This window comes from Bacillus sp. RC240, assembly GCF_044907945.1.
In the GTDB taxonomy this organism is placed as follows: domain Bacteria; phylum Bacillota; class Bacilli; order Bacillales; family Bacillaceae_G; genus Bacillus_A; species Bacillus_A mycoides.
In genome coordinates this window covers 93,008-115,444 of sequence record NZ_JBIYCT010000009.1, presented here as the reverse complement: position 1 = coordinate 115,444, position 22,437 = coordinate 93,008, and the positions used below count along the sequence as shown (strand labels likewise).

General features: G+C 36.4%; 23 protein-coding genes. 17 read left to right on the top strand and 6 right to left on the bottom strand.

The features are described 5' to 3' along the window. Positions 1–50: 50 nt before the first annotated feature. The 7 genes from ezrA to ABH955_RS23360 all read left to right on the top strand — a co-directional run bounded on the left by ezrA (position 51) and on the right by ABH955_RS23360 (position 8,671). Positions 51–1,760 carry a septation ring formation regulator EzrA gene (gene ezrA, locus ABH955_RS23390; protein ID WP_002129414.1) on the top strand — a complete coding sequence of 570 codons (1,710 nt, stop codon included), beginning with the start codon at positions 51–53 and terminating at the stop codon, positions 1,758–1,760. Positions 1,761–2,034: 274 nt separating this feature from the next. Next, positions 2,035–3,177, top strand: a complete 1,143-nt coding sequence (locus tag ABH955_RS23385) for a cysteine desulfurase family protein (RefSeq protein WP_002167571.1) — start codon at positions 2,035–2,037, stop codon at positions 3,175–3,177. A 6-nt stretch (positions 3,178–3,183) separates the two neighbouring features. Next, the gene (gene thiI, locus ABH955_RS23380; protein ID WP_002067574.1) at positions 3,184–4,398 is read left to right on the top strand and encodes a tRNA uracil 4-sulfurtransferase ThiI; all 1,215 of its coding nucleotides are present in this window, start codon (positions 3,184–3,186) and stop codon (positions 4,396–4,398) included. Between the two features lie 79 nt (positions 4,399–4,477). Further along, on the top strand, positions 4,478–4,672 hold the full coding sequence (locus tag ABH955_RS23375; protein ID WP_000168891.1) for an alpha/beta-type small acid-soluble spore protein: 195 nt from the start codon (positions 4,478–4,480) through the stop codon (positions 4,670–4,672). Between the two features lie 221 nt (positions 4,673–4,893). Further along, the gene (gene mbcS, locus ABH955_RS23370) at positions 4,894–6,480 is read left to right on the top strand and encodes an acyl-CoA synthetase MbcS (protein WP_404443643.1); all 1,587 of its coding nucleotides are present in this window, start codon (positions 4,894–4,896) and stop codon (positions 6,478–6,480) included. 102 nt (positions 6,481–6,582) lie between these two features. Then, a complete protein-coding gene (locus ABH955_RS23365; RefSeq protein ID WP_404454270.1) occupies positions 6,583–7,014 on the top strand; it encodes a VOC family protein in 432 nt (143 codons plus the stop codon). Between the two features lie 88 nt (positions 7,015–7,102). Further along, positions 7,103–8,671, top strand: a complete 1,569-nt coding sequence (locus ABH955_RS23360; protein WP_404491728.1) for an amidohydrolase — start codon at positions 7,103–7,105, stop codon at positions 8,669–8,671. Positions 8,672–8,932: 261 nt separating this feature from the next. Here the strand turns inward: ABH955_RS23360 and ABH955_RS23355 are convergent, their stop codons facing one another. Further along, positions 8,933–9,736, bottom strand: coding sequence for an NAD kinase (locus ABH955_RS23355; RefSeq protein ID WP_002015552.1), 804 nt, complete (start codon positions 9,734–9,736; stop codon positions 8,933–8,935). Between the two features lie 205 nt (positions 9,737–9,941). Here ABH955_RS23355 and ABH955_RS23350 point away from each other — a divergent pair, with 205 nt between their 5' ends. From ABH955_RS23350 to ackA, 5 genes are all read left to right on the top strand, one after another. Continuing rightward, entirely contained in the window at positions 9,942–10,580 is a 639-nt protein-coding gene (locus ABH955_RS23350; RefSeq protein ID WP_002129404.1) for a DUF2953 domain-containing protein, read from the top strand. Between the two features lie 12 nt (positions 10,581–10,592). Then, entirely contained in the window at positions 10,593–10,988 is a 396-nt protein-coding gene (gene ytfJ / locus ABH955_RS23345) for a GerW family sporulation protein (protein WP_048544422.1), read from the top strand. Positions 10,989–11,123: 135 nt separating this feature from the next. After that, positions 11,124–11,624, top strand: coding sequence for a thiol peroxidase (gene tpx, locus ABH955_RS23340; RefSeq protein WP_002015549.1), 501 nt, complete (start codon positions 11,124–11,126; stop codon positions 11,622–11,624). Positions 11,625–11,835: 211 nt separating this feature from the next. Further along, positions 11,836–12,822: a class I SAM-dependent methyltransferase gene (locus tag ABH955_RS23335; protein ID WP_404491726.1), complete on the top strand. Its 987-nt coding sequence runs from the start codon at positions 11,836–11,838 to the stop codon at positions 12,820–12,822. A 299-nt stretch (positions 12,823–13,121) separates the two neighbouring features. Continuing rightward, a complete protein-coding gene (gene ackA, locus ABH955_RS23330; protein WP_002015546.1) occupies positions 13,122–14,315 on the top strand; it encodes an acetate kinase in 1,194 nt (397 codons plus the stop codon). A gap of 26 nt (positions 14,316–14,341) precedes the next feature. On the opposite strand, the gene ABH955_RS23325 is transcribed toward ackA, so the two are convergent. Further along, positions 14,342–14,776, bottom strand: a complete 435-nt coding sequence (locus tag ABH955_RS23325; RefSeq protein WP_002138624.1) for an NUDIX hydrolase — start codon at positions 14,774–14,776, stop codon at positions 14,342–14,344. Between the two features lie 71 nt (positions 14,777–14,847). Further along, positions 14,848–15,483 (bottom strand): DUF1796 family putative cysteine peptidase, encoded by a 636-nt coding sequence (locus ABH955_RS23320; RefSeq protein WP_002138623.1) that lies wholly within the window; start codon positions 15,481–15,483, stop codon positions 14,848–14,850. 137 nt (positions 15,484–15,620) lie between these two features. Between ABH955_RS23320 and ABH955_RS23315 the strand changes: the two genes are divergently transcribed. Further along, positions 15,621–16,454, top strand: a complete 834-nt coding sequence (locus ABH955_RS23315) for an EcsC family protein (RefSeq protein ID WP_098586020.1) — start codon at positions 15,621–15,623, stop codon at positions 16,452–16,454. 31 nt (positions 16,455–16,485) lie between these two features. On the opposite strand, the gene ABH955_RS23310 is transcribed toward ABH955_RS23315, so the two are convergent. Beyond that, the gene (locus ABH955_RS23310) at positions 16,486–17,136 is read right to left on the bottom strand and encodes a YitT family protein (RefSeq protein WP_404443624.1); all 651 of its coding nucleotides are present in this window, start codon (positions 17,134–17,136) and stop codon (positions 16,486–16,488) included. 856 nt (positions 17,137–17,992) lie between these two features. Here ABH955_RS23310 and ABH955_RS23305 point away from each other — a divergent pair. Next, the gene (locus ABH955_RS23305) at positions 17,993–18,187 is read left to right on the top strand and encodes a hypothetical protein (RefSeq protein WP_002067549.1); all 195 of its coding nucleotides are present in this window, start codon (positions 17,993–17,995) and stop codon (positions 18,185–18,187) included. A 28-nt stretch (positions 18,188–18,215) separates the two neighbouring features. On the opposite strand, the gene ABH955_RS23300 is transcribed toward ABH955_RS23305, so the two are convergent. Then, positions 18,216–18,533, bottom strand: a complete 318-nt coding sequence (locus ABH955_RS23300; protein ID WP_113935732.1) for a radical SAM protein — start codon at positions 18,531–18,533, stop codon at positions 18,216–18,218. Between the two features lie 167 nt (positions 18,534–18,700). Between ABH955_RS23300 and ABH955_RS23295 the strand changes: the two genes are divergently transcribed. The 3 genes from ABH955_RS23295 (at position 18,701) to ABH955_RS23285 (ending at position 21,743) form a co-directional block, all read left to right on the top strand. Further along, on the top strand, positions 18,701–19,906 hold the full coding sequence (locus tag ABH955_RS23295; protein ID WP_002088976.1) for an argininosuccinate synthase: 1,206 nt from the start codon (positions 18,701–18,703) through the stop codon (positions 19,904–19,906). Then, on the top strand, positions 19,903–21,291 hold the full coding sequence (argH, locus tag ABH955_RS23290) for an argininosuccinate lyase (RefSeq protein WP_404491724.1): 1,389 nt from the start codon (positions 19,903–19,905) through the stop codon (positions 21,289–21,291). The genes ABH955_RS23295 and argH overlap by 4 nt, the downstream gene beginning before the upstream one ends. Positions 21,292–21,389: 98 nt before the next feature. After that, positions 21,390–21,743 (top strand): DUF3139 domain-containing protein, encoded by a 354-nt coding sequence (locus ABH955_RS23285; protein WP_002067555.1) that lies wholly within the window; start codon positions 21,390–21,392, stop codon positions 21,741–21,743. Between the two features lie 37 nt (positions 21,744–21,780). Here ABH955_RS23285 and ABH955_RS23280 read toward each other — a convergent pair whose 3' ends face one another. Further along, positions 21,781–22,347, bottom strand: a complete 567-nt coding sequence (locus ABH955_RS23280; RefSeq protein ID WP_404443617.1) for a DinB family protein — start codon at positions 22,345–22,347, stop codon at positions 21,781–21,783. Between the last annotated feature and the right edge of the window lie 90 nt (positions 22,348–22,437).

Below are 22,437 nucleotides of genomic sequence, written 5' to 3'. Positions count from 1 at the left end.
TCATAAACGGAACGGACAAAAAAAGAGATATAACTAGGAGGCTTTTTTGCATGGATTCTATCCTGACGATCGTTATCATTGTAGTAAGCTCTATTCTAGTGCTGCTCATGATAGAGCTTGTGATAAGAAATCGTTCATATAAAGATATTGAAGCACTGGAGCAGTGGAAACAAGAGATAAAAGATAAACCTGTGGCAGATGAACTAAAGCGGGTAAAAGATTTAAATATGACAGGTCAAACAGAAGAGCTGTTTGGTAAATGGCGTGAAGAGTGGGATGAAATTGTATCAACAACTCTTCCGAAAGCTGAAAAAGATTTAGGGCAAGCGCGAAAATTCGCCTCGCAATTCTCCTTCCGCAAAGCAAAGCATGCGATGAAAGAATCCATAAGTGGTTTAGATGACGCTGATAATCGTATTACAGACATTTTAAATGAATTACAGCAACTGTTAGAAAGCCATGAGAAAAATAGCGCGGAAATTGAAGGGTTACGTGATACATATCGTAGTATGAAAAAGAGCGTTCTTGCTCATCGACACATGTATGGAGCAGCTGAGCAAAAAATTGAAGAGATGTTAGATGTTGAATCCGAGAAGTTCAAAACTTTTGAAGAGGCAACAGATAATGGTGATTATTTAAAAGCGAGAGAAATTGTTATTAGTTTAGAAGAAGGTTTAGCAAGTTTAGAAATCGTTATTCATCAAATTCCGGATTTATTGGTAGAGTGTCAAGCGACATTACCAGTTCAGCTGGAAGATTTATTACAAGGTCATGATGATATGATAAGACAAGGCTATGTATTAGAGTATTTGGAAATCCCTAAAGAAGTCCGCGATATGACGACACAACTACACACATGTTTAATGGATATACAGGAACTTCATATAACAGAAGCAGCAGAAAAAGTAGAGAACTTAAAAACTCGTTTAGACAGTTTTTATGATCAACTTGAACAAGAAGTGCATGCGAAACATTATGTGGAGCAAAAAACACTGTCTGTTTATGAAGATTTAGAAGAAATTCGTACAGAAACAATCGAAACGAAAATAGAAACACAACTTGTAAAACAAAGTTATCAATTACAAGACAAAGATATTGAGTCACAAAAAGTAATTGAAAAGCAAATGCATATTTTAATGAAACGTTTTGAAGTGTTACAAATACGCGTTGCTGAACAAGATATTGCATTCTCTATTATTCGTGAGGAACTAGAAGAGGTTTATGAGCAATGTGAAACTTTAAAAGTACTTCATGCAGAATATAAAGAAATGCTGCAAACGATGCGCAAAGAAGAATTTGAAGCACGTGAGAAGTTACAAGAAATGCGAAATACAATTTTTGAGACGAAACGTTTTATGCAAAAGTCGAATTTACCAGGTCTTCCAGAGAGTATTATGGAAGATTTACAAAAAGGGCAAATGGCGATGCAGGCTGTATATGAGCAATTAGAAGTAAAGCCGTTAAATATGAATACTGTAAATAGCAGTTTAGAAGAAGCATACACAGTTGTGAATGGTGTATCTGAAATGACAGAAGAATTAATTGGACAAGCTTATTTAGTTGAAAAACTAATTCAATACGGTAACCGATACCGCAGTCATGATGAGAATCTTGCAGAAAGCTTAAATTATGCGGAGAAATTATTCCGTGAATATCAATACGATGCAGCTTTAGAACAAGCGGCTTCTATATTAGAGCAACTTGAACCTGGTGTTGTTCAAAAAATAGCTGAATATGTAGACAATGAACAAACCCTTTAATAAAGGGTTTGTTTTTTTGTGTAATTTTGAAGTCGATGTTGCTATAATGAATAGCGGAATACAGTAAGGTTGTTCGTTTCAAAATAAAGTGAAACCATAAGTGATGGGGTTTCATCCACCACTGATTATTAATCTTCACCACTCAGTATGCCTGCAAATGGCCGGGGGAAATGTACACTTTTATATAAAAACGGAACCTTTGAGTAGTCTTAGCGTAATTACACGTATTTGTGATATGATTATATGATGTGATAGCGCTGAAAGGGGAAGAACGATGATCTATTTTGATAATAGTGCGACGACGAAGCCATATCCAGAAGCGCTTCAATCGTACGTAACGGTTGCAGGGAAATATTTTGGTAATCCTTCTTCTATCCACTCGCTTGGAGGAGAGGCAGAGCGTCTATTAACACAATCGAGAACGATTGCGGCACAGCTCCTTCACGTTAAACCTTCTGAAATTATTTTCACATCAGGTGGAACGGAAGGGAATAACCTTGCGATTAAAGGGATAGCGATGAGGAATCGTTCGCGCGGCAAACATATCATTACAACAAATATTGAACACGCGTCTGTGTTTGAAGCATATAAACAATTAGAAGATCTCGGTTTTGATGTAACGTATTTACCGGTTAACGAGCACGGTGTTGTATCGGTAGAAGATCTAAAACGAGCACTTCGTGAAGATACGATTCTTGTGTCAATTATTCACGTGAACAACGAGACTGGAGCGATTCAGCCCGTTGCTGAAATTGGAACATTATTAACGAACTATCCGAAAATAAGATTCCACGTGGACCATGTACAAGGGATAGGAAAAGTACCACTTGATTTATACGCTTCTCATATTGACCTTTGTTCAATATCTGGACATAAATTTCATAGCGTAAAGGGGACAGGTCTTCTTTACGTACGTGATGGTGTAAGATTAGATCCAATCTTATCAGGTGGTCAACAAGAGCTCAAGTATCGTTCAGGTACAGAAAATTTACCTGGTATTGTAGCGATGGTGAAAGCACTTCGTATGACGATGGAACAAGTGAAAGAAAAGATAGTTCATTTGCAAAATTTACAAACAGAGCTGGTCCGTTTCTTTAAAGAGATGGAAACTGTAACGATTAATACATCACTTGAATATGCGGCACCGCACATTTTAAATGTATCATTTGTCGGTTTAAAACCAGAAGTAGTCGTTCATGCTTTAGAAGAGCATGGTGTATATGTATCGACGAAGTCTGCTTGTTCTTCAAAAGCAAATGAAGTGAGCAGAGTACTAGTGGCAATGGGAGTACCGCACGCCGCAGCTACAAGTGCGATTCGCATTAGTCTAGCACCAGACAACACGATGGAAGAAGTAAAACAATTTGAAGGTATTGTTAAAGAGACGATGCCAAAATTATATGAAGTGATGAGGTAAAGAAATATGATGACATATGAATATATTTTAGTTCGTTATGGAGAAATGACGACAAAAGGAAAGAACCGTTCTAAGTTTGTAAGTACGTTAAAAGATAATGTGAAATTCAAATTAAAAAAATTCCCAAACATTAAAATTGATGCAACACATGATCGTATGTACATTCAGTTAAATGGTGAAGACCATGAAGCAATTTCTGAAAGATTGAAAGATGTATTTGGTATTCATAAGTTTAACTTAGCAATGAAAGTACCATCAGAATTAGAAGATATTAAAAAAGGTGCATTAGCAGCTTTCTTACAAGTAAAAGGTGATGTGAAAACATTTAAAATTACAGTGCACCGCTCTGATAAGCGCTTCCCAATGAAGACGATGGAGTTACTTCCAGAAATCGGTGGGCACATTTTAGAAAATACAGAGGATATCACAGTAGATGTTCATAATCCAGATGTGAATGTACGTATAGAAATTCGCAGTGGTTACAGCTATATTATGTGTGGTGAGCACATGGGAGCTGGCGGTTTACCAGTTGGTGTTGGCGGAAAAGTAATGGTACTTCTTTCTGGTGGTATCGATAGCCCGGTAGCAACTTACTTAACGATGAAACGCGGCGTATCTGTGGAAGCAGTTCACTTCCATAGTCCACCTTTCACAAGCGAGCGCGCGAAACAAAAAGTAATCGATTTAGCACAAGAGTTAACGAAATACTGTAAACGTGTAACACTTCACCTTGTTCCATTTACTGAAGTGCAAAAAACGATTAATAAAGAAATTCCATCTAGCTATTCTATGACAGTTATGCGTCGTATGATGATGCGTATTACAGAGCGTATTGCAGAGGAGCGTAATGCACTTGCAATTACGACTGGTGAAAGTCTTGGACAAGTAGCGAGCCAAACGTTAGATAGTATGCATACGATTAACGAAGTGACAAACTATCCTGTTATTCGCCCGCTTATTACGATGGATAAATTAGAAATTATTAAAATTGCAAAAGAAATTGGAACGTATGATATTTCAATTCGTCCATATGAAGACTGCTGTACAGTATTTACACCAGCAAGTCCATCGACGAAACCGAAGCGTGAGAAAGCAAATCGTTTTGAAGCGAAGTACGATTTCGCGCCGTTAATTGAAGAGGCTGTAGCGAACAAAGAAACAATGGTATTACAAACAGTAGAAGTAGTGGCTGAAGAAGAAAAATTCGAAGAACTTTTCTAAACCCATAAATTACCACATTCAAATGTGCATGAAGTCATGTTGTTTATCACACTCTATACTCACAAGGAGGTGATACAACATGGCAAGCACAAATAAATTAGCAGTATCTGGTGCTCAAGCAGCATTAGATCAAATGAAATACGAAATCGCTCAAGAGTTTGGTGTTCAACTTGGAGCTGATGCAACATCTCGCGCTAACGGATCTGTTGGTGGCGAAATTACTAAACGTCTAGTTTCACTAGCTGAGCAACAATTAGGCGGTTACCAAAAATAATCCCATATACGATGGCTTAGAAAGAGCGGGTTCTCCCGCTCTTTCTTTTTGTCGTTTTCGTCGTTATTTGCCGATGAATCGTTATGTTAAAAACATCGTCGCTATACATTCATACATCAATTCGACATAAATATAAAAAAATTGTCAAAAGAAGAGGGTTCAAAATTTACTGAAAATTCTTTATTATATAAGGGAGGCATAGAAATAAAGGAGGATGTTATATGAAGAGAGAGGAATTGTTAGCGCCGCCGTCTTATAATTTAGTTTCGGAAATAGAGAAATATACGAGTGATAAAGAGAAGCTTGCTTTAATTTGGCAAGATGATAAAGGGAATAGACGAGAGATTACATATTTTGAATTAATGCAAGGTGCGAATAGAATTGGAAACGCTTTTATAAAAAGTGGCTTACAAAAAGGGGACAAGCTCCTTATTATGATGCCGCGCTTAATTGAAGCTTACATGACGTATATTGCTGCGATTAAAGCAGGATTTGTCGTTATTCCAAGCTCAGAAATGTTGCGTAAAAAAGATATCGAGTATCGTATTGGGCACGGAGAAGTAAAGGCTATCGTAAGTTACGAACCGTATATTGGACAATTTGACGGCGTAGAAGCGGTGGAATCTCTTCAAAAATTCGTCCTGAGCGAGCGATCAGTAGATGGATGGACGAATTTAAAAACAGCATTAGAAACGGAAAGTGATACGTTAGAAATGGCGAAGACGGATAAAGAAGATATGGTCTTTTTATCTTATACGTCAGGGACGACAGGGAATCCAAAAGGAGTTGTTCATACGCATGCCTGGGCATACGCTCATTTACGTACAAGCGCCCCGAACTGGCTCGGAATCGAAGAAGAAGATGTTGTATGGGCAACGGCTAGTCCAGGTTGGCAAAAATGGATTTGGAGCCCGTTTGTAGCGACTCTCGGTTCAGGTGCAACAGGATTTGTATACAATGGTAAGTTTGAACCAAAAACGTATTTAAATTTATTAGGTGATAATAAGGTGAATGTACTTTGTTGTACACCGACTGAGTATAGATTAATGGCAAAGGTAGAAAACTTAAGTGAGTACAATTTAGAAGCGTTACATAGCGCTGTATCGGCAGGTGAGCCGTTAAACAGGGAAGTCATTGAAACGTTCCAAAGGTATTTCGATATTACAGTAAGAGACGGTTATGGGCAAACGGAAAACACATTACTCGTTGGGATAATGAAAGGGATGGACATTAGACCAGGATCAATGGGAAAACCGACGCCAGGCAACCATGTTGATATCGTAAATGAAGAAGGAACTCCTGTACAGGTAGGAGAAGTTGGTGATATTGCAGTTCACATTGAAACACCAGCACTCTTTAAACAATATTATAAAGACGATGAGCGCACAGCGATGCAATTCCGTGGTGATTATTATATTACGGGTGATAAAGCGAAAAAAGATGAAGAAGGCTATTTCTGGTTTGAAGGGCGCGGTGATGATATTATTATTAGCTCTGGCTATACAATCGGCCCGTTTGAAGTAGAAGATGCGCTTGTAAAACATCCTTACGTAAGAGAATGTGCGGTTGTTGCAAGCCCTGATGAAATTCGCGGAAGTGTCGTGAAGGCATTTATCGTATTAAGAGAGAATATAGACAAGAACGAAGAAACATTAATTCCAGTGCTCCAACAACACGTCAAAGAATTGACTGCACCATATAAATACCCTCGCAAAATTGAATTTGTAGATGAACTACCAAAAACGATTTCCGGAAAAATTCGCCGTATTGAACTTAGAAAACAAGAAATGGAGCTTCCTTCAAAATAATTTTGAAAATAGGGAAGTAAATAGTTGAATGAAATGTAAAACGATGATATTATAAAAACGAACACAAGTTCGATTTTGTAAATTAAAAAAAGAGGTGTCCGTATGATTTTAGGTATTAATCCGTACTTAGTTTTAGATGGTGGTGGGCAAGAGGCTGTACAGCTTTATAAAGAGGCGTTAGACGCAAAAGTAGAAGTAATACAAACTTTTGGTGAGATGCCTGAAAATCCAGAATACCCAATTCCAGCTGAAGCGAAAGAGCGCGTTGCACATGCTCATTTGAAAATTGGTAATACGGAACTTATGATTTCTGATACATTCCCAGGTCAGGGGCATACGATTGGATCTCAAGTGACAATTGCAGTTCGAATTAGTAATGCAGAAAAAGCGAAAGAAGTATTCGATAAGTTACAAGAAGGTGGAGAAGTTATTATGCCACTTCAAGAAACTTTCTGGAGCCCAGCTTACGGACAAGTAAAAGATAAATTTAGCATTGAATGGCAAATTACAACGAATCCTACTGAACAAAATTAATTTTTGGAAAAGTACCATTTTTAATCGAAATGGTGCTTTTTTTATACGAATGAATTTCGTAGACTAAAGGGAAAAGGGGGATGAGTATATGGGAGAAATTTGGTATGGCGGCACCATTTACACTATGCGAGAAGAGAATGAAAAAGTAGAAGCTACTTACGTTGAAAATGGCGTCATTGTTGATATAGGGAATAAAGAAGAGTTAGAAAACCGATATTCAGAAGTGAAGTTATATGACTTAAAAGGGAAAACGATGATTCCAGGGCTGGTTGATAGCCATATGCATCTTATTGGGCATGGGGAGAGGTTGCTTCGTCTAGATCTATCAAATTGCAAATCTTATAGCGAAGTACTTACTTTTGTTCAGAAGCGCGTAGAAGAAGCGCCAAAAGGATCTTGGATTATCGGAGAAGGATGGAATGAAAATAATTTTACAGATACAAAACAAGTTCATGTACGTGATTTAGATGAAATCTCTAAAGAACATCCGATTTTATTAAAGCGTGTTTGTCGTCACGTGACATGGGTGAATTCATACATATTGCAAGAAGCGAACATAACAGAAGCGACGCAAGATCCAAAGGGCGGGAAAATTGGCCGTGATGCGTCAAATAATTTAACAGGACTTTTATATGAGCAAGGACAAGAGTTAATTAAACATGTTCAGCCCGAAATAGATGGAGTGTATTTGCAAAGTGCTCTGCAAACAGCGATTTCAGACTGCTGGCAATACGGACTCGTTGGCGGACATACGGAAGACTTAAATTATTATGGCGGCTTTCAAAAAACGTACAATGCGTTTTCACACGTTATAAAAGAAATGCGGTTTAAAGCGCATTTACTCGTTCACCATGAAGTAGCGAATGAACGAAAAGAATATGAAAATGAGCACTATATTGAATTTGGTGCGATGAAAATTTTTTCTGACGGCTCTTTTGGCGGAAGAACAGCTTTATTAAGTGAACCGTATGAAGATGCGAAGGAAACAAATGGAGTTGCCATTTTCTCACGTGAAGAGCTTGCAGGTTTAGTGAAAAAAGCACGAGATTTACATATGCCAGTTGCGATTCATACAATTGGTGATTTATCGCTTGAATATGTCATTGATGCGCTTGAATTACATCCACCAGCAGAAGGATTACGTGACCGTATTATTCATTGTCAGCTAGCTCGTGAAGAGTTGATTGAAAGAATGAAACAATTGCCAGCTATTATTGATATTCAACCAGTCTTTGTTTCATCGGATTTTCCATCAGTGATTGAAAAACTAGGAGAACGCCGTCTTCGTTATGCGTATGCTTGGAAGACGTTACTGGATGCAGGATTACACTGTAATGGAGGCTCTGATGCTCCAATTGAACAAGTGAATCCGTTTTTAGGTATATATAGTGCTGTTACACGTAGAAGTTTTATTGATGGTGTATGTTATATCCCAGAAGAAAGATTAACGGTATATGAGGCTGTTTCTTTATTTACAACAGGAAGTGCGTATGCAATTGGAAAAGAAGGAAAGCGAGGACAAATTACAAAAGGATATGAAGCAGACTTTACGATATTAGACCGCAATATTTTTGAAATTGAGGCGGAAGAAATAAAAGAAGTACAGGCAGAAATGACCGTCATTGATGGGAAGATTGTTTATAGAAAAGACGTCTAAAAATTTGAGGGAGCGGCTCCGAAAATACATGTTGGTGATGCTTCCTCTTTTTAGGTAGGCTGATGATGTCGTAAATTGATATTTTGGGTAAAATCGTTGATATATTTTGACTTGTGATAGATACATTCGAAAAATCGTTGATATAATTTCATATACTGTTGTCCTGTTCCAAAATGTTTTGTGAAACAGCATCAAGTTGCATTTGATAAATAAAAAACCCTCGAATTATGGAAATCCCATAATTCGAGGGTTTTTTGATTACTATAAAAATGTTCTCTGTACTTTTTCCCAGAAAGAGTTGTTTTTTAATTTAACAGTTTTAATTTGTTTATCGCTTAAACGAACAACGGCTTTTTCCACTTGTTTAATGCTAAGTGCTTCGTTATCCATGCCGATAACAGGATAATCATTTCCATCTGGTTTAAGTGTTAAAGTTAACGTACGCTCGTGATTTAAAAGGAATGGTGACCCGAGTGTACGGTATGTGTTGTTATTTAAAGATGCTAGTTCGCTTACTTGGAAACATGGGATAAGTGGATCGACAACTGCACCATGTAATGATTTATTGTAAGCGGTACTTCCTGTTGGTGTGGAGATAACTAATCCATCACCTCTAAAGGTTTCGAAATGTAAATTGTCGACGTGTACATCTACGACAAATGTTTTAATGATACTAGAGCGTAATGTGAATTCATTTAAACAATGGAAAGATGTACCGTGATCTACATCTACTTTAATTGTTGGATATTTTCGCACTTCAATTTCGTTTTTTGTAATTTCTTGAAGGGCTGTATCAACGTGATCGATGTGGAAATCGCAGTAGAAAGAAATTTCATCTTTCGTAGAAATACCTGCGTATAAGCAATCTTCTCTAAAGCCGGTTTTACGAACGGCTTGTAAGAAAGTCCCATCATCTCCAACGCTGACGATAGCGTTTGCATTTTTTGGATGATCTAATATGGTAAATCCATTCTCCTCTAAAATACGATATACTGGTTTCATTTTTTCAACGAGCGTTACTTTGTCATCACCATAAAAGAAAAATAAATTGCGACGATTTGCCATTATGTATCCCTCCACTGCAGTTAAATTTTCTATTCTTAGTGCTACATATCGTCAGAGTATGTTTCTGGATGATATGTTCAAATAGTATATTTCGATATAAATTGTCAAAATTCCTTTTTATTTTTAGAAAAATTTTTATATTCAATTTTATCAAAGTCTGTTTAATGATGAATAAACTTGTCGATAATGGGTATGGAGTGAAAGGATGGTACGAATGAAGTGGCTCGTAATTGGAATGATAATTCTTCTACTTTTTATTTTGCTTATACTATTATCGAAAATATCGCTTAAGGTGACGTTTTTATATTCAGAAATGGAAAAACAATGTTTATTTCAAGTGAAAATATGGATGATTCGATATACGTTTGATGTATTGGAAAGAATTGAAAAACAGCAGAAGAAGACAGGACAAAAAATTAAAAAAGCTGAAGAGGACGGCGGAATAGATAATAAAATTATGGCACAACTCGATAGTATAGGGGAACTGATAAAAAAGCTTCAAGACGTTCATACTATTGTTAAAGATTTTCTCAAAAGAGTGAAAATCAATGGTTGGAAATGGCATACGCAAATTGGAGCAGGCGACGCGGCTAGTACTGGAATTGTCACTGGATATGCATGGGGGACAAAAGGAATGGCTGCTGGAGTTGTAGGACAATATATGCATATTGTCGACGTACCAGAATTTGAAATTACTCCTGTTTTTCAAGGAAAGGGATTTGCATCAAGATGCGAGTTAACAGCATCTTTTCGTATATTCCGTACTGTAAAAACAGCGATAAAATTACTCATGTTTATGAGAAAGCAAAAATCTGGTATGACAGAAAAATCTGTTCAAGCATAGGGGGGATATAGAATGGAACATCCAATTCAAGGTTTAATGACAACCGCAATGCAGCATTTAAAACAAATGACTGATGTAAATACAATTGTTGGTGACCCAATTAAAGCGGCAGATGGAAGTGTAATTCTTACAGTTTCGAAAGTCAGTTTTGGATTTGCTGCTGGTGGAAGTGAATTTGGTAAAGTAGAACATTCAGGCCGTCATCCATTTGGCGGGGGAAGTGGTGGAGGAGTTTCTATTAATCCTGTTGCCTTTCTTGTTATAAATGGAGAAGGTGTGAAAGTATTACACTTAGATAAGCAAACACACGTCATCGATAAAATAATTGAATTAGCGCCACAAGCTGTTGATAAAGTGAAAGAAATGATGGATAAACGAAAAGAAGATGATCCTGAATTTCAAATTTAACGAATAAAGAAGCTGATCAGTGGATTAGCTTCTTTAATTTTTTTGTAAATAAAGCGATTTTATTTGCATTATCGATAGGGACAAACTATCATTTACATTGTACATATTTTGTTTAAAATAAGGGAGGATTTTTAAGTGGCAAATGTAACTTTTAAAGGTAACCCAATGACTTTAGTTGGAACAGAAGTTAAAGTTGGCGATCAAGCGCCTAACTTCCAAGTATTAGCAAATGACTTATCTCCAGTAAGTTTAGAAACATACAAAGGTGAAGTGAAATTAATTAGTGTTGTACCTTCAATCGACACAGGTGTATGTGATGCACAAACTCGTCGTTTTAACGAAGATGCAGCAGGTATTGAAAACGCGAAAGTATTAACAATTAGCGCTGATTTACCATTCGCTCAAAAACGCTGGTGTGCAGCAAACGGTTTAGAAAATGTTGTAACACTTTCTGATCACCGTGACCTTTCATTCGGTGAAGCTTACGGCTTAGTAATGAAAGAACTTCGTTTACTTGCTCGTGCAGTATTCGTAGTAGATAGCAATGACAAAGTAGTTTACGCAGAATACGTAGGCGAAGGTACAAGCCATCCAAACTATGAAGCAGCATTAGAAGCAGCTAAATCTGCGAAGTAATGTAAATGAAGACGACCTCTCATTAAAGTTTTACTTTAGAAGAGGTCGTCTTTTCTCATGTATTGTTAACCGAACCAATATATGAGAAAAGACGTTACATCATAAACAACTTGAAGGGGAGCTCTTTGCAAGAGGTCGCTTTTTCTTTTGGGAAAAATTTAGATTATGGTATGATATAAGTTATGTGTAAAAGAGAGAAGGAGGAATGTACGTGAGTCAGGCAGTAGAAACATTATTTTCTATTTTTGATTCTTCTACGGTAGTTTTACGTAAAGAATTAGATGTAACATATTTAGAGGCGCTTGTAGAAACAGGTGATAACTTGTTTGAAGGAGCGATTTTACAAGAGGAATTATCCGAATCAACAATTGAAAGGTTGACTCGTGAATATAGTACGTTTAATGAAGAAACATATAAAGGGGAAGAAATTCGTAAAGCATTTCAGCTAGCCATTTTAAAAGGAATGAAAGAGGGCGTACAAGCGAATCACGAAATGACGCCAGATGCAGTTGGAATGTTCATGAGCTACTTATTCCATAAATTTATGCAAGGTCAAAAAGAAATTACTGTTTTAGACCCTGCAATTGGAACTGGTAACTTAATGACTACATTGTTTAATAGCGCCAAAGAAGAACTAACAATGAGTGGATTTGGTGTAGAAGTGGATGAGGTGTTAATTAAACTTGCTTTAGTAAATGCAAATTTACAAAAGCATGCAATCGAATTCTTCCACCAAGATGGACTAGCACCACTTTATATTGATCCAGTTGATGCAGTCGTTTCAGATTTACCAATTGGTTATTATCCAAATGAAATTGTTGCAAGTGAATATACATTAAAAGCAAATGAAGGAATGTCATATGCACATCACTTATTTATTGAACAAAGTGTGAAACATACGAAAGAAGGCGGGTATTTATTCTTCTTAGTACCAAACTTCATTTTTGAAAGTGATCAAGCGCCAAAGCTACATGCATTCATTAAAGAGACATGCTTTATTCAAGGATTATTACAGCTTCCTGTTTCCATGTTTAAAAACGAGAAAAATGCAAAAAGTATATTTGTTCTCCAAAAGAAAGGCCAAGGTGTAACAATGCCGAAACAGGCACTACTAGTGGAATTACCTAAATTCTCTAACATGAAGGCTATGGAGAACATTATGGATCAATTGAATACTTGGTTTGCAACACATAAATAATACGATATATATGTAACAGGGTTAGTAATTAATGTAGTACAGTTTTATAGAATATGTAATGTTTTTTAATATATACAAGATTTAACTGAATTTTTTTGAAATCTGTAATATATTTTTTTTCTTGGTGTTACAATTTTTTCACTTGAAATATATGTCGGACGATGTTTAAATTAAAATCGTGAGTATAAAATTTACTAATGATGAAACGTTTTCATAATGAGTGAATTTAATTAGATAAAATCGAGCGGTTTGTGGAATGATCCACACAACTACCAAGAGAAAAAGGGGCGAAAGACTAGATGTCAAAAATCATCGCGATTAACGCAGGAAGCTCTTCGTTAAAGTTCCAATTATTTGAAATGCCAAGTGAAACAGTATTAACAAAAGGTTTAGTAGAACGTATCGGTTTAGAAGATAGTATCTTCACAATTACTGTAAATGGCGAAAAACAAAAAGAAATTACAAACATCCCAGATCATGCAGTAGCAGTTAACATGCTTCTTAAGAAATTAACTGAAAACGGAATCGTAAAATCTCTTGATGAGATTGGCGGTATCGGTCACCGTGTTGTACACGGCGGCGAAAAATTTGCTGATTCTGTTTTAATTGATGCTGAAGTATTAGCTGATATCGAAGAATTAAGCGATTTAGCACCACTTCACAACCCAGCAAACCTTGTTGGTATTAAAGCATTCCAAGAAGTACTACCAAACGTACCAGCAGTAGCAGTATTCGATACAGCATTCCACCAAACAATGCCGGAATCTGCATTCCTATACAGCTTACCATATGAGTACTATGAGAAATTTGGCATCCGTAAATACGGTTTCCACGGAACTTCTCATAAATATGTAACTGAGCGTGCGGCTGAATTATTAGGTCGTCCAATTGAAAGCTTAAGCCTACTTTCTTGTCACTTAGGTAACGGTGCAAGTATCGCAGCAGTAGAAGGCGGTAAGTCTATCGATACTTCTATGGGCTTCACTCCACTTGCTGGTGTAACAATGGGTACACGTTCTGGTAACATTGACCCTGCGTTAATTCCATACATCATGGAAAAAACAGGCCAAACTGTAGAAGAAGTAGTTAGCGTATTAAACAAGAAGAGTGGTATGTTAGGTCTTACTGGTTACTCTAGTGACCTACGTGACATCATTGCGAAAGAAGAAGAAGGCGACCACCGTGCGAAAGTAGCACTTGACGTGTTCGTGAGCCGTATCCATAAATACATCGGTTCTTACACAGCTCGTATGAAAGGCGTTGACGCTATCATCTTTACAGCTGGTGTAGGTGAAAACAGTGCAATTATTCGTGAGCGCGTATTAGAAGGCCTTGAGTACATGGGCGTATACTTCGACGTAAAACGCAATAACGTATTCGGTGAAGAAGCATTCATTAGCTTCCCACACTCTCCAGTAAAAATTATCGTAATTCCAACTGACGAAGAAGTTATGATTGCTCGTGACGTATTACGTCTTGGAGATATTGGTTAATATACTATATAAAAAAAGACGAGATCCTATAGGATTTCGTCTTTTTTCTTTTGGATATAGTTTAAAATTCCATCTGGATATAGCACTTTTTCCTTCTGAATGAAAGCTGTAATGGGAATCCATTTCGCATACGATACGGTTTGCTCATCTTGTATATTCATTTTTTCCATTTCATATAGTGATGTGTCTAATAAGCGTAAAGAATATAGCTGAATGATTTCATGACCAATTTCTCCATCAAGATGAAAGATATTTTCTAAGCAGCCTAAATAATTGGTGATTTCCACTTCTGTGTGAAGCTCTTCTTGAAATTCGCGAATAACAGTATGTGCTGATTTTTCACCAAGTTCAATTGATCCGCCAAGAGGTCGGTAATATGTTTCATCGCCTGTATGATATTCTTGTACGAGAAGGCGACCGTGATGTATAGCAATGCCAAAAGCTTTTGCACGTGGATACATATATAATCACTCCTTATTTATTTTGTATAAGGATGATTATAAGGCAGGGTGTGATAAAAGGTGACGTGTATTTAAGCGTTTGGCCGAATCGTGATTCCATCAAATAAGTCATTCCAAAATGCTTCATTGTACTGATATACATCCATAATAGGGCATTTTATAACACAAATGTTTTGTAATCCCCAATCTTCTTGGGCGATAGTTGGTACATCTTCAGGAATGAGTAATAGGACAGAGAATGTATGTTTAACTATTTGAGATAAAATTTGTTCCAAGGAACGTGCTTCTTCGTATGTTCCTCCCGTCCGAATAAACAATGTGGATTCTGCCGTTTCGATTGTAGTTAGAAAACGATTAATTCGATGCTCATAGTTTAACTTAATTTCTGTATAAGAAGGCCAGGATGTTGGTGTGTTTACATCTGTTTTAAAGTCGTGACAGGAGTCGATTTCATATAGGCTGTCACGTAGTCTTAATTTCGCATCATCATCCCAAAATGAGATGAAGGATAAGTTTTCGAACTGTAAAAAACGGTCAAATCGATTTTGTAATAATAAATTCACTTTTTCTAATGAAGGGCTTAGCATAAAATCGATAACACCAAAAAATGGTGATAATTCGAATTGATATAAAGCCCAAGCAGGCCAGCAGTTTTGTCCTAAGCTGAATACTGCATTATATTCTTTTTTTATATTGGATAGATTCATGTGATTCATCTCATCCTTTTTGCTAATATTTTATGTCACTAAAAAATGGTATGTGAATAAAGATAGACAAGCATATTTGCAAAGAACAAGCGGAAATATGTTACAATAGAAAAAAATCGAACGAGGTGGTTGTTGCGATGCGATCGAAGCGAGAACAAGCCATTTTAGACAATATAAAAGAATGGGAATCGCAATTAGTTGAGCAAGAAGCGACCGATTTTCAAAAAATGTTTGATAAATGGGTACATACTACAATTGCGAAGTTGCCTGAGAAAAAACGAAAAGATTTCTTTACGAAAGCAGATGGATGGCTCTTTCATTTGCATGCACTTATTCAAAGTTCACAATCACAGTTAGATGCACGTAATCGCATTTTAGGAACATCGAGATTATTTGATGAATCAATTGAGCAACTTGAAGATTTGAAGGCGTTATCTATTGATCAATTAACATACATAGCAGAGCAGCAAACAGCAAGACATCGCCTATATTCATTCGTACAAGGCGGAGCAACGGGTGCTGGGGGGTTATTATTATTAACAGCTGATTTTCCGGTTATGATCGCGTTAAATGTGAAAGCTGTTCAACTTATTGCAACATCATTTGGACATGATGTGAACAAGCCGTATGAAATGATGCTTGCGTTAAAGGTGTTTCATGCATCATTACTACCAGGAAGGCTTCAGCAATACGCATGGTACAATTTACTGCAAGAGCTAGAGCAAGAAGACTCATTCTTCTATGAAGGAGACGAAGCGGTATTACAGCCAGCTTCTACTGAAGTTGTGTTAAAACAAATTTTGAAAACATTTTCGATTTATGCTCTTCGTCGTAAATTATTCCAAGGTATTCCGGTCATTGGAATGGCAATTGGGTCTACAGTGAACTATCGTTTAACAAGAAGCGTTACTGAATTTGCAAATAGATTTTATCAAGTGCGCCACATAGTCGAGAAGGAAAAAAGAGCATAAAAAAAGCGAGAGGCCGAGGCCTTTCGCTTTTTTAATTTGTTGCATGCTTTTTGGACATTGGAATAGATACTGGTTTCTTTTCTGCTTTTGGATAATAAATTAAATCCAATGTTTTTGCCTGTACGGCAATCGAAAGAATAGTAAAAGCAATTTCTGTCCAATTTAAATAATATAATGAAAGCGCAAGAACAATCGCGTCAAAGACGAAGAAAATTTGCCCAATTGTAAAACGAGTTCGTTTACTTAATATAATTGTTAAAATATCGTCTCCGCCGGTTGCACCGCCAAATCGCAATATAAAACCGAGTCCAATACCAGCTAACGCACCGCCAACTACTGCAGCTATAAATAAATTATTTGATAAATCGACCGTAAATGGAGAATAATTTTCCATAAGAGAATAAAATACTCCGAATGAAATCGAACCTAGGAATGAGTAGCCAACCATTTTTCTACCTAAAAATGAAGCACATAGTAAAATAATAGGGATATCCATTACTACAGTTGAAATGGATGGTGAAATATCATAAAAATTTTGGATAAATAGTGCAATACCTACAAAGCCACCTTCTGTTAAGTGGTTTTGGAAGTGAATGTGATATAGCGCTGCTGCTAAAATAAATGAACCGATTAAAACCATAAAAACTTCTTTAATAATTTGTCGACTTTGGATGTTCCTCATCGTTATTCCTTCTTTCCGTAGTTAGTAGTCCTTGTTGTGTTGTAAACTAACTACGAGCTCACATGTAGCTTTCAGTTAGTTTACGAAAAAAACTAACTACGCTATATGTCGCTGAAGAAATAACGAATAATCCTCTCGTCCATCAATTCTCCCTACCTTCGTTTTAGTTTAAGTCTTAAAACGACTAAACAAAACGTGGAGTAGGATTCTTCATTTAGCAATCCTGCTCTTCTTTGTTTTGTTTAGCTAGTAACAATTAAGTCCTAAACAAAACGCTATGTGTAAGAAGAGTCTTTTTTTTGCCAAATTATCCTTCGGGCAATCATAATTTCCCCACTCTCGTATTTTTTTCGCTAGACTAAAGTATCTGAGCTGAAAAATACGCTACGTGTATGATTCGTCAATACGATGCCACATGCTCCTTCGAGCGATCATGATATCAAAATCCCTTCCTTCAAGATTTATATTATTATATCATACTTTCAAAAAATGCATGCGGATGGAAACCGACAATAACCGGAGGGAATCTACAAAAAATGTTATGTTTAAATATTTTTGTAGAAAAGCCTAAGTGATTTTGCAGGATTGGGCAGTTTTTAGAAGTTTGTCCAATAAGTAAGAAAAGAAGAGTTTTCATTTAGTAGTATTGTTTTCGTCACTTTTATCTTTAAAAAATGCATCCCAGCTAATCACACTTAAAAATGTTAGAGTGATAATAATGAAAGCACGCATAATTTTGAGGCCTCCTTTTGTACATAGTATATGAATCCCTTACTTTGTGATGTGTCATTTTTTTACAAGCTCTAACTATTATGAGAGTATATTAATATAGATAGATGAGGGGGAGAATGGAGATATGCTAAAAGACATGTTTAAAAGAAAAGAATTAAAATGTGTTTCATGTCAGAAAAAGATTCAATATGAAGAAGAGCTAGTTGCTTTTGTAAAGTTGCCAAAAGAAAGAAGTATATTAGTTGGTCCGTTTGATGTGTGTTTGGCGAAAACAGCACAAGAAATATATTGTAAATCGTGTTACGACAAAAAAGCATGACCCAAAGTAATTGAGGGGCATGCTTTTTTCATTGGTGTGCTTTTCCCTCAGATACGTTTTGGGTTAGACGATACCAAAGCCAAAGATCATTAATAATTGAAGCAAGATCGGCAATTTCTGAATTAAGCCTACAGGAAATTTCGAAATTCTCTTCGTTATTTAAGCAATGTTGTTTTTGATTAATATGACGTTCAAGCTCTTGTATACGATCAGGTATTTTTCCGCGAACTTGCTCCCATTTTAATAAAATAGAATGCTGCGCTTGTTCAGAGATGTCTTCCCATTTTTCTTGTATGTTCGGCAATTCAATCCCTAGATGTTCATTGTATATAAAATACTTTTTCATAGAAACCCCTCCATTTTCCTGCCTCTATTTTACATAAAAAAAGAAAGAAATTCGACGAAATTGTTTGAAAAAAATTTATGGATTCCCCTTGATTCATTTTATGAAAGGTGTTAAAGTTTGGATTATTATAAGAGAAAATGAATATTTATTCTTTAGGGGGATGCAAAATGGAGAAGAAAAAAGTTGTGTTAGCATATTCCGGAGGTCTTGATACTTCCGTTGCGATTAAATGGTTACAAGAAAAGAATTATGATATTATCGCGCTTTGCTTAGATCTAGGGGAAGGTAAAGACTTAGCGTTTGTAAAAGAAAAAGCACTTTCAGTAGGTGCAATTAAATCATATATGATTGATGTTCAAGAAGAATATGCGAATGAATATGCATTGATAGCGATGCAAGCTCACACGTTATACGAAGGGAAATATCCTCTTGTCTCTGCATTATCTCGTCCGCTTATTGCAAAAAAATTAGTAGAAATTGCAGAGCAGGAAGGCGCAAGTGCAGTTGCACATGGATGTACAGGGAAAGGGAATGACCAAGTTCGTTTTGAAGTTTCTATTCAAGCGTTGAATCCATATTTAGAAGTTATTGCGCCCGTACGTGAATGGAAATGGTCACGTGAAGAAGAAATTGCATATGCAAAAGAAAATGATATACCGATTCCAATTAATTTAGATAGCCCGTTTTCAATCGATCAAAACTTATGGGGACGCAGCAACGAATGTGGAATTTTAGAAGATCCATGGGCAGCGCCGCCAGAAGACGCATACGAGATGACGTTGGCATTAGAAGATACACCGAATAAACCAGAGTTTGTAGAAATCGGATTTGAAGCAGGAGTACCGACGACTTTAAACGGCACTGCATACCCACTTTCAGAACTAATTAAAACGTTAAATGCACTTGCTGGCAAACATGGCGTGGGACGTATCGACCATGTAGAAAATCGCCTTGTCGGTATTAAATCTCGTGAAGTATATGAATGCCCAGCAGCGATGACATTAATAACAGCGCATAAAGAACTTGAAGATTTAACACTTGTGAAAGAGGTCGCTCATTTCAAACCGATGATTGAGCAAAAACTAACAGAATTAATTTATAACGGTTTATGGTTCTCACCTTTAAAACAAGCGCTCAATGCTTTCTTACAAGAAACGCAAAAAAATGTAACAGGTACAGTGCGTGTGAAATTATTTAAAGGTCATGCGATTGTAGAAGGGCGTAAATCTGAGTACTCTTTATACGATGAAAAATTAGCAACGTATACTGCCCAGGATGAATTTAATCATGATGCAGCAGTTGGTTTCATTTCATTATTCGGTTTACCTACAAAAGTATACAGCCAAGTGAATCAAAAGAAGGTGGAAGCGTGAGCAAACTTTGGGGCGGACGTTTTACAGAAGAAGCGGAAGCATGGGTAGAAGAATTCGGAGCTTCTATTTCCTTTGATAAGCAATTGGTTAGCCAAGATATAAAAGGGAGTATCGCACACGTAACGATGTTAGCAAAGCAAGGCATCGTTACGAAAGAAGAAGCAGAGAAAATAAAGATAGGGCTTCAGTATTTACTAGAGGAAGCGAAAGAAAATAAATTGGATTTCTCGGTAGAAGCTGAGGATATTCATTTAAATATTGAAAAGATGTTAATTGAAAGAATCGGTGAAGTAGGAGGGAAACTTCATACAGGCCGAAGCCGTAACGATCAAGTAGCGACAGATATGCACTTGTATTTAAAAGAAAAAGTAGAAGATATTATAAAAGCTACAAAACAATTGCAAAATGTTCTTGTTCATCAAGCGGAAAATAACATTGAAACAATTATGCCCGGCTATACGCACTTGCAACGTGCACAGCCGATTTCATTTGCGCATCATATTCTTGCTTACTTTTGGATGTTAGATCGCGATGTGAATCGTTATGAAGATTCGTTAAAGCGTATTAACATTTCACCATTAGGAGCAGGAGCACTAGCTGGTACAACATTCCCGATTGACCGAGAATATAGTGCGGAGCTTCTTGGATTTAATGGAATCTATGAAAATAGTTTAGATGCGGTAAGTGATCGTGATTTCATACTGGAGTTTTTAAGTAACTCATCTATGCTCATGATGCACTTATCACGCTTTTGCGAAGAACTTATTTTATGGAGTAGCCAAGAGTTTCAATTTATTGAAATGAGCGATCAATACGCAACAGGAAGCAGTATTATGCCGCAAAAGAAAAATCCGGATATGGCGGAACTTATTCGTGGTAAAACGGGCAGAGTATACGGTAATTTATTCAGTTTACTTACAGTAATGAAAGGATTGCCGCTCGCTTACAATAAAGACTTACAAGAAGATAAAGAAGGAATGTTTGATACAGTGAAAACAGTAGAAGGATGCCTTCATATTATGGCAGGCATGCTTGAAACGATGACTGTAAACAAAGAAAAAATGGGGCAAGCTGTGACGCAAGACTTCTCTAATGCAACAGAAATTGCTGATTATTTAGCAAGCAAGGGACTGCCGTTCCGTCAAGCTCATGAAATTGTTGGGAAACTAGTTCTTCATTGTACGCAAAAAGGAATCTATTTATTAGATGTACCACTTGAAACGTATAAAGAAATGAGTCCGTTATTTGAAGAAGATTTATATGAAGTTCTTTCACCTTATGCAGCTGTAAAGCGTCGTAACAGTGCTGGCGGGACAGGATTTGAGCAGATTGAAAAGGCTTTGGAGAAGGCGAAGGGGTTAACTAAAGAAGTTATTAGGAATTGAGTTGGAAAGTACGCCAGTCTGTGAAAGTCTGGCGTACTTTCTTTTTTACTAGTGTGTAAGTTATAGTATAGTGAAAAAACAAAATTTAGGGGAAATTTATGAAAAAAATAGTATTTATCATTTTACTGTTAATTAGCTTAATTGCAAACGTGAAAGTATTTCTTTTGGACAAATATATGTTTGTTGGTGAACAAGAAAAGCGAGAAGAAGCGATTATCGCAACGATGTGGCACTTGCAAGAGAAAGGATATAAAGAAAGTGATATTTCATACATAAAACCGGCCTTTTATAGTAAAATCGGTTCTTACGGTATGAATGTACAGTTTAAAGATGAACCAAATGAATCGTATACATATAGAGTTTCGAAAGATGCTAAAACAAATAAAATAACTGTACACCAAGATAGCAATGAGCCAGGTGGTATGGGTGGGAAGCATCAAGAGCTTAAATAGATATAGGAGACTGCTGATAAGTAATATGAGCAGTCTTTTATATTTTTAGAAGGGAGTCGAGCATTTTATAGTTGTTCTTCATAATGCTAAAATGATGCTTCTCATGAATCGCTAATAGTTGGATAGATTGAATAAGGTTAGGATAGTGAGCAATTGGATCTAAAAATACGATATGTCCTGCAATATCTTCTTCTATATTTTGAACTAGTTTTTTTATTTCATCTGTTTCACGTGAAAGTAATTCTTCTAATTCGTTTACATTCATAGAGTAATAGACTTTTTTTGAAGGGATTAAAATCCAAGGAGCTTTCATTCCTTTTCCGTGTTTTTCTTTATATTCGGCATAAATGTCATGTATTTCAGTTGCAAATGGGATGTTTTTTCTTAGCTTGGCATAAGGGATAAGAGTGAAAGAGAATTTAATCGCTACTTTTAGCATCCTTGTGATTAAATATAAGTGATAAAAGTGTTCACCAATAGACCATTTTCCGTCCTCTTTCCTATACCATAGTTGTTCATATGAAAGTGAATAAAGCTTAGGAAGGAACTGGTTTCTTTGTACATGTAATGTGTGAAAATGTTTTGATATATTTTCAGATTGCATATTTTGATATCCCCCATGTTTTTTCCTAATTATAACATTTCCGTATGGATTTAATTAAGCCTAGAACAATATGCTCTAGGCTTAAATTTT

Coding starts and splice junctions, on each gene's coding strand:
- ezrA (WP_002129414.1), top strand. CDS start 51: ATGGATTCTATCCTGACGATCGTTATCATTGTAGTAAGCTCTATTCTA.
- ABH955_RS23385 (WP_002167571.1), top strand. CDS start 2,035: ATGATCTATTTTGATAATAGTGCGACGACGAAGCCATATCCAGAAGCG.
- thiI (WP_002067574.1), top strand. CDS start 3,184: ATGATGACATATGAATATATTTTAGTTCGTTATGGAGAAATGACGACA.
- ABH955_RS23375 (WP_000168891.1), top strand. CDS start 4,478: ATGGCAAGCACAAATAAATTAGCAGTATCTGGTGCTCAAGCAGCATTA.
- mbcS (WP_404443643.1), top strand. CDS start 4,894: ATGAAGAGAGAGGAATTGTTAGCGCCGCCGTCTTATAATTTAGTTTCG.
- ABH955_RS23365 (WP_404454270.1), top strand. CDS start 6,583: ATGATTTTAGGTATTAATCCGTACTTAGTTTTAGATGGTGGTGGGCAA.
- ABH955_RS23360 (WP_404491728.1), top strand. CDS start 7,103: ATGGGAGAAATTTGGTATGGCGGCACCATTTACACTATGCGAGAAGAG.
- ABH955_RS23355 (WP_002015552.1), bottom strand. CDS start 9,736: ATGGCAAATCGTCGCAATTTATTTTTCTTTTATGGTGATGACAAAGTA.
- ABH955_RS23350 (WP_002129404.1), top strand. CDS start 9,942: ATGGTACGAATGAAGTGGCTCGTAATTGGAATGATAATTCTTCTACTT.
- ytfJ (WP_048544422.1), top strand. CDS start 10,593: ATGGAACATCCAATTCAAGGTTTAATGACAACCGCAATGCAGCATTTA.
- ackA (WP_002015546.1), top strand. CDS start 13,122: ATGTCAAAAATCATCGCGATTAACGCAGGAAGCTCTTCGTTAAAGTTC.
- ABH955_RS23325 (WP_002138624.1), bottom strand. CDS start 14,776: ATGTATCCACGTGCAAAAGCTTTTGGCATTGCTATACATCACGGTCGC.
- ABH955_RS23320 (WP_002138623.1), bottom strand. CDS start 15,483: ATGAATCTATCCAATATAAAAAAAGAATATAATGCAGTATTCAGCTTA.
- ABH955_RS23315 (WP_098586020.1), top strand. CDS start 15,621: ATGCGATCGAAGCGAGAACAAGCCATTTTAGACAATATAAAAGAATGG.
- ABH955_RS23310 (WP_404443624.1), bottom strand. CDS start 17,136: ATGAGGAACATCCAAAGTCGACAAATTATTAAAGAAGTTTTTATGGTT.
- ABH955_RS23305 (WP_002067549.1), top strand. CDS start 17,993: ATGCTAAAAGACATGTTTAAAAGAAAAGAATTAAAATGTGTTTCATGT.
- ABH955_RS23300 (WP_113935732.1), bottom strand. CDS start 18,533: ATGAAAAAGTATTTTATATACAATGAACATCTAGGGATTGAATTGCCG.
- ABH955_RS23295 (WP_002088976.1), top strand. CDS start 18,701: ATGGAGAAGAAAAAAGTTGTGTTAGCATATTCCGGAGGTCTTGATACT.
- ABH955_RS23285 (WP_002067555.1), top strand. CDS start 21,390: ATGAAAAAAATAGTATTTATCATTTTACTGTTAATTAGCTTAATTGCA.
- ABH955_RS23280 (WP_404443617.1), bottom strand. CDS start 22,347: ATGCAATCTGAAAATATATCAAAACATTTTCACACATTACATGTACAA.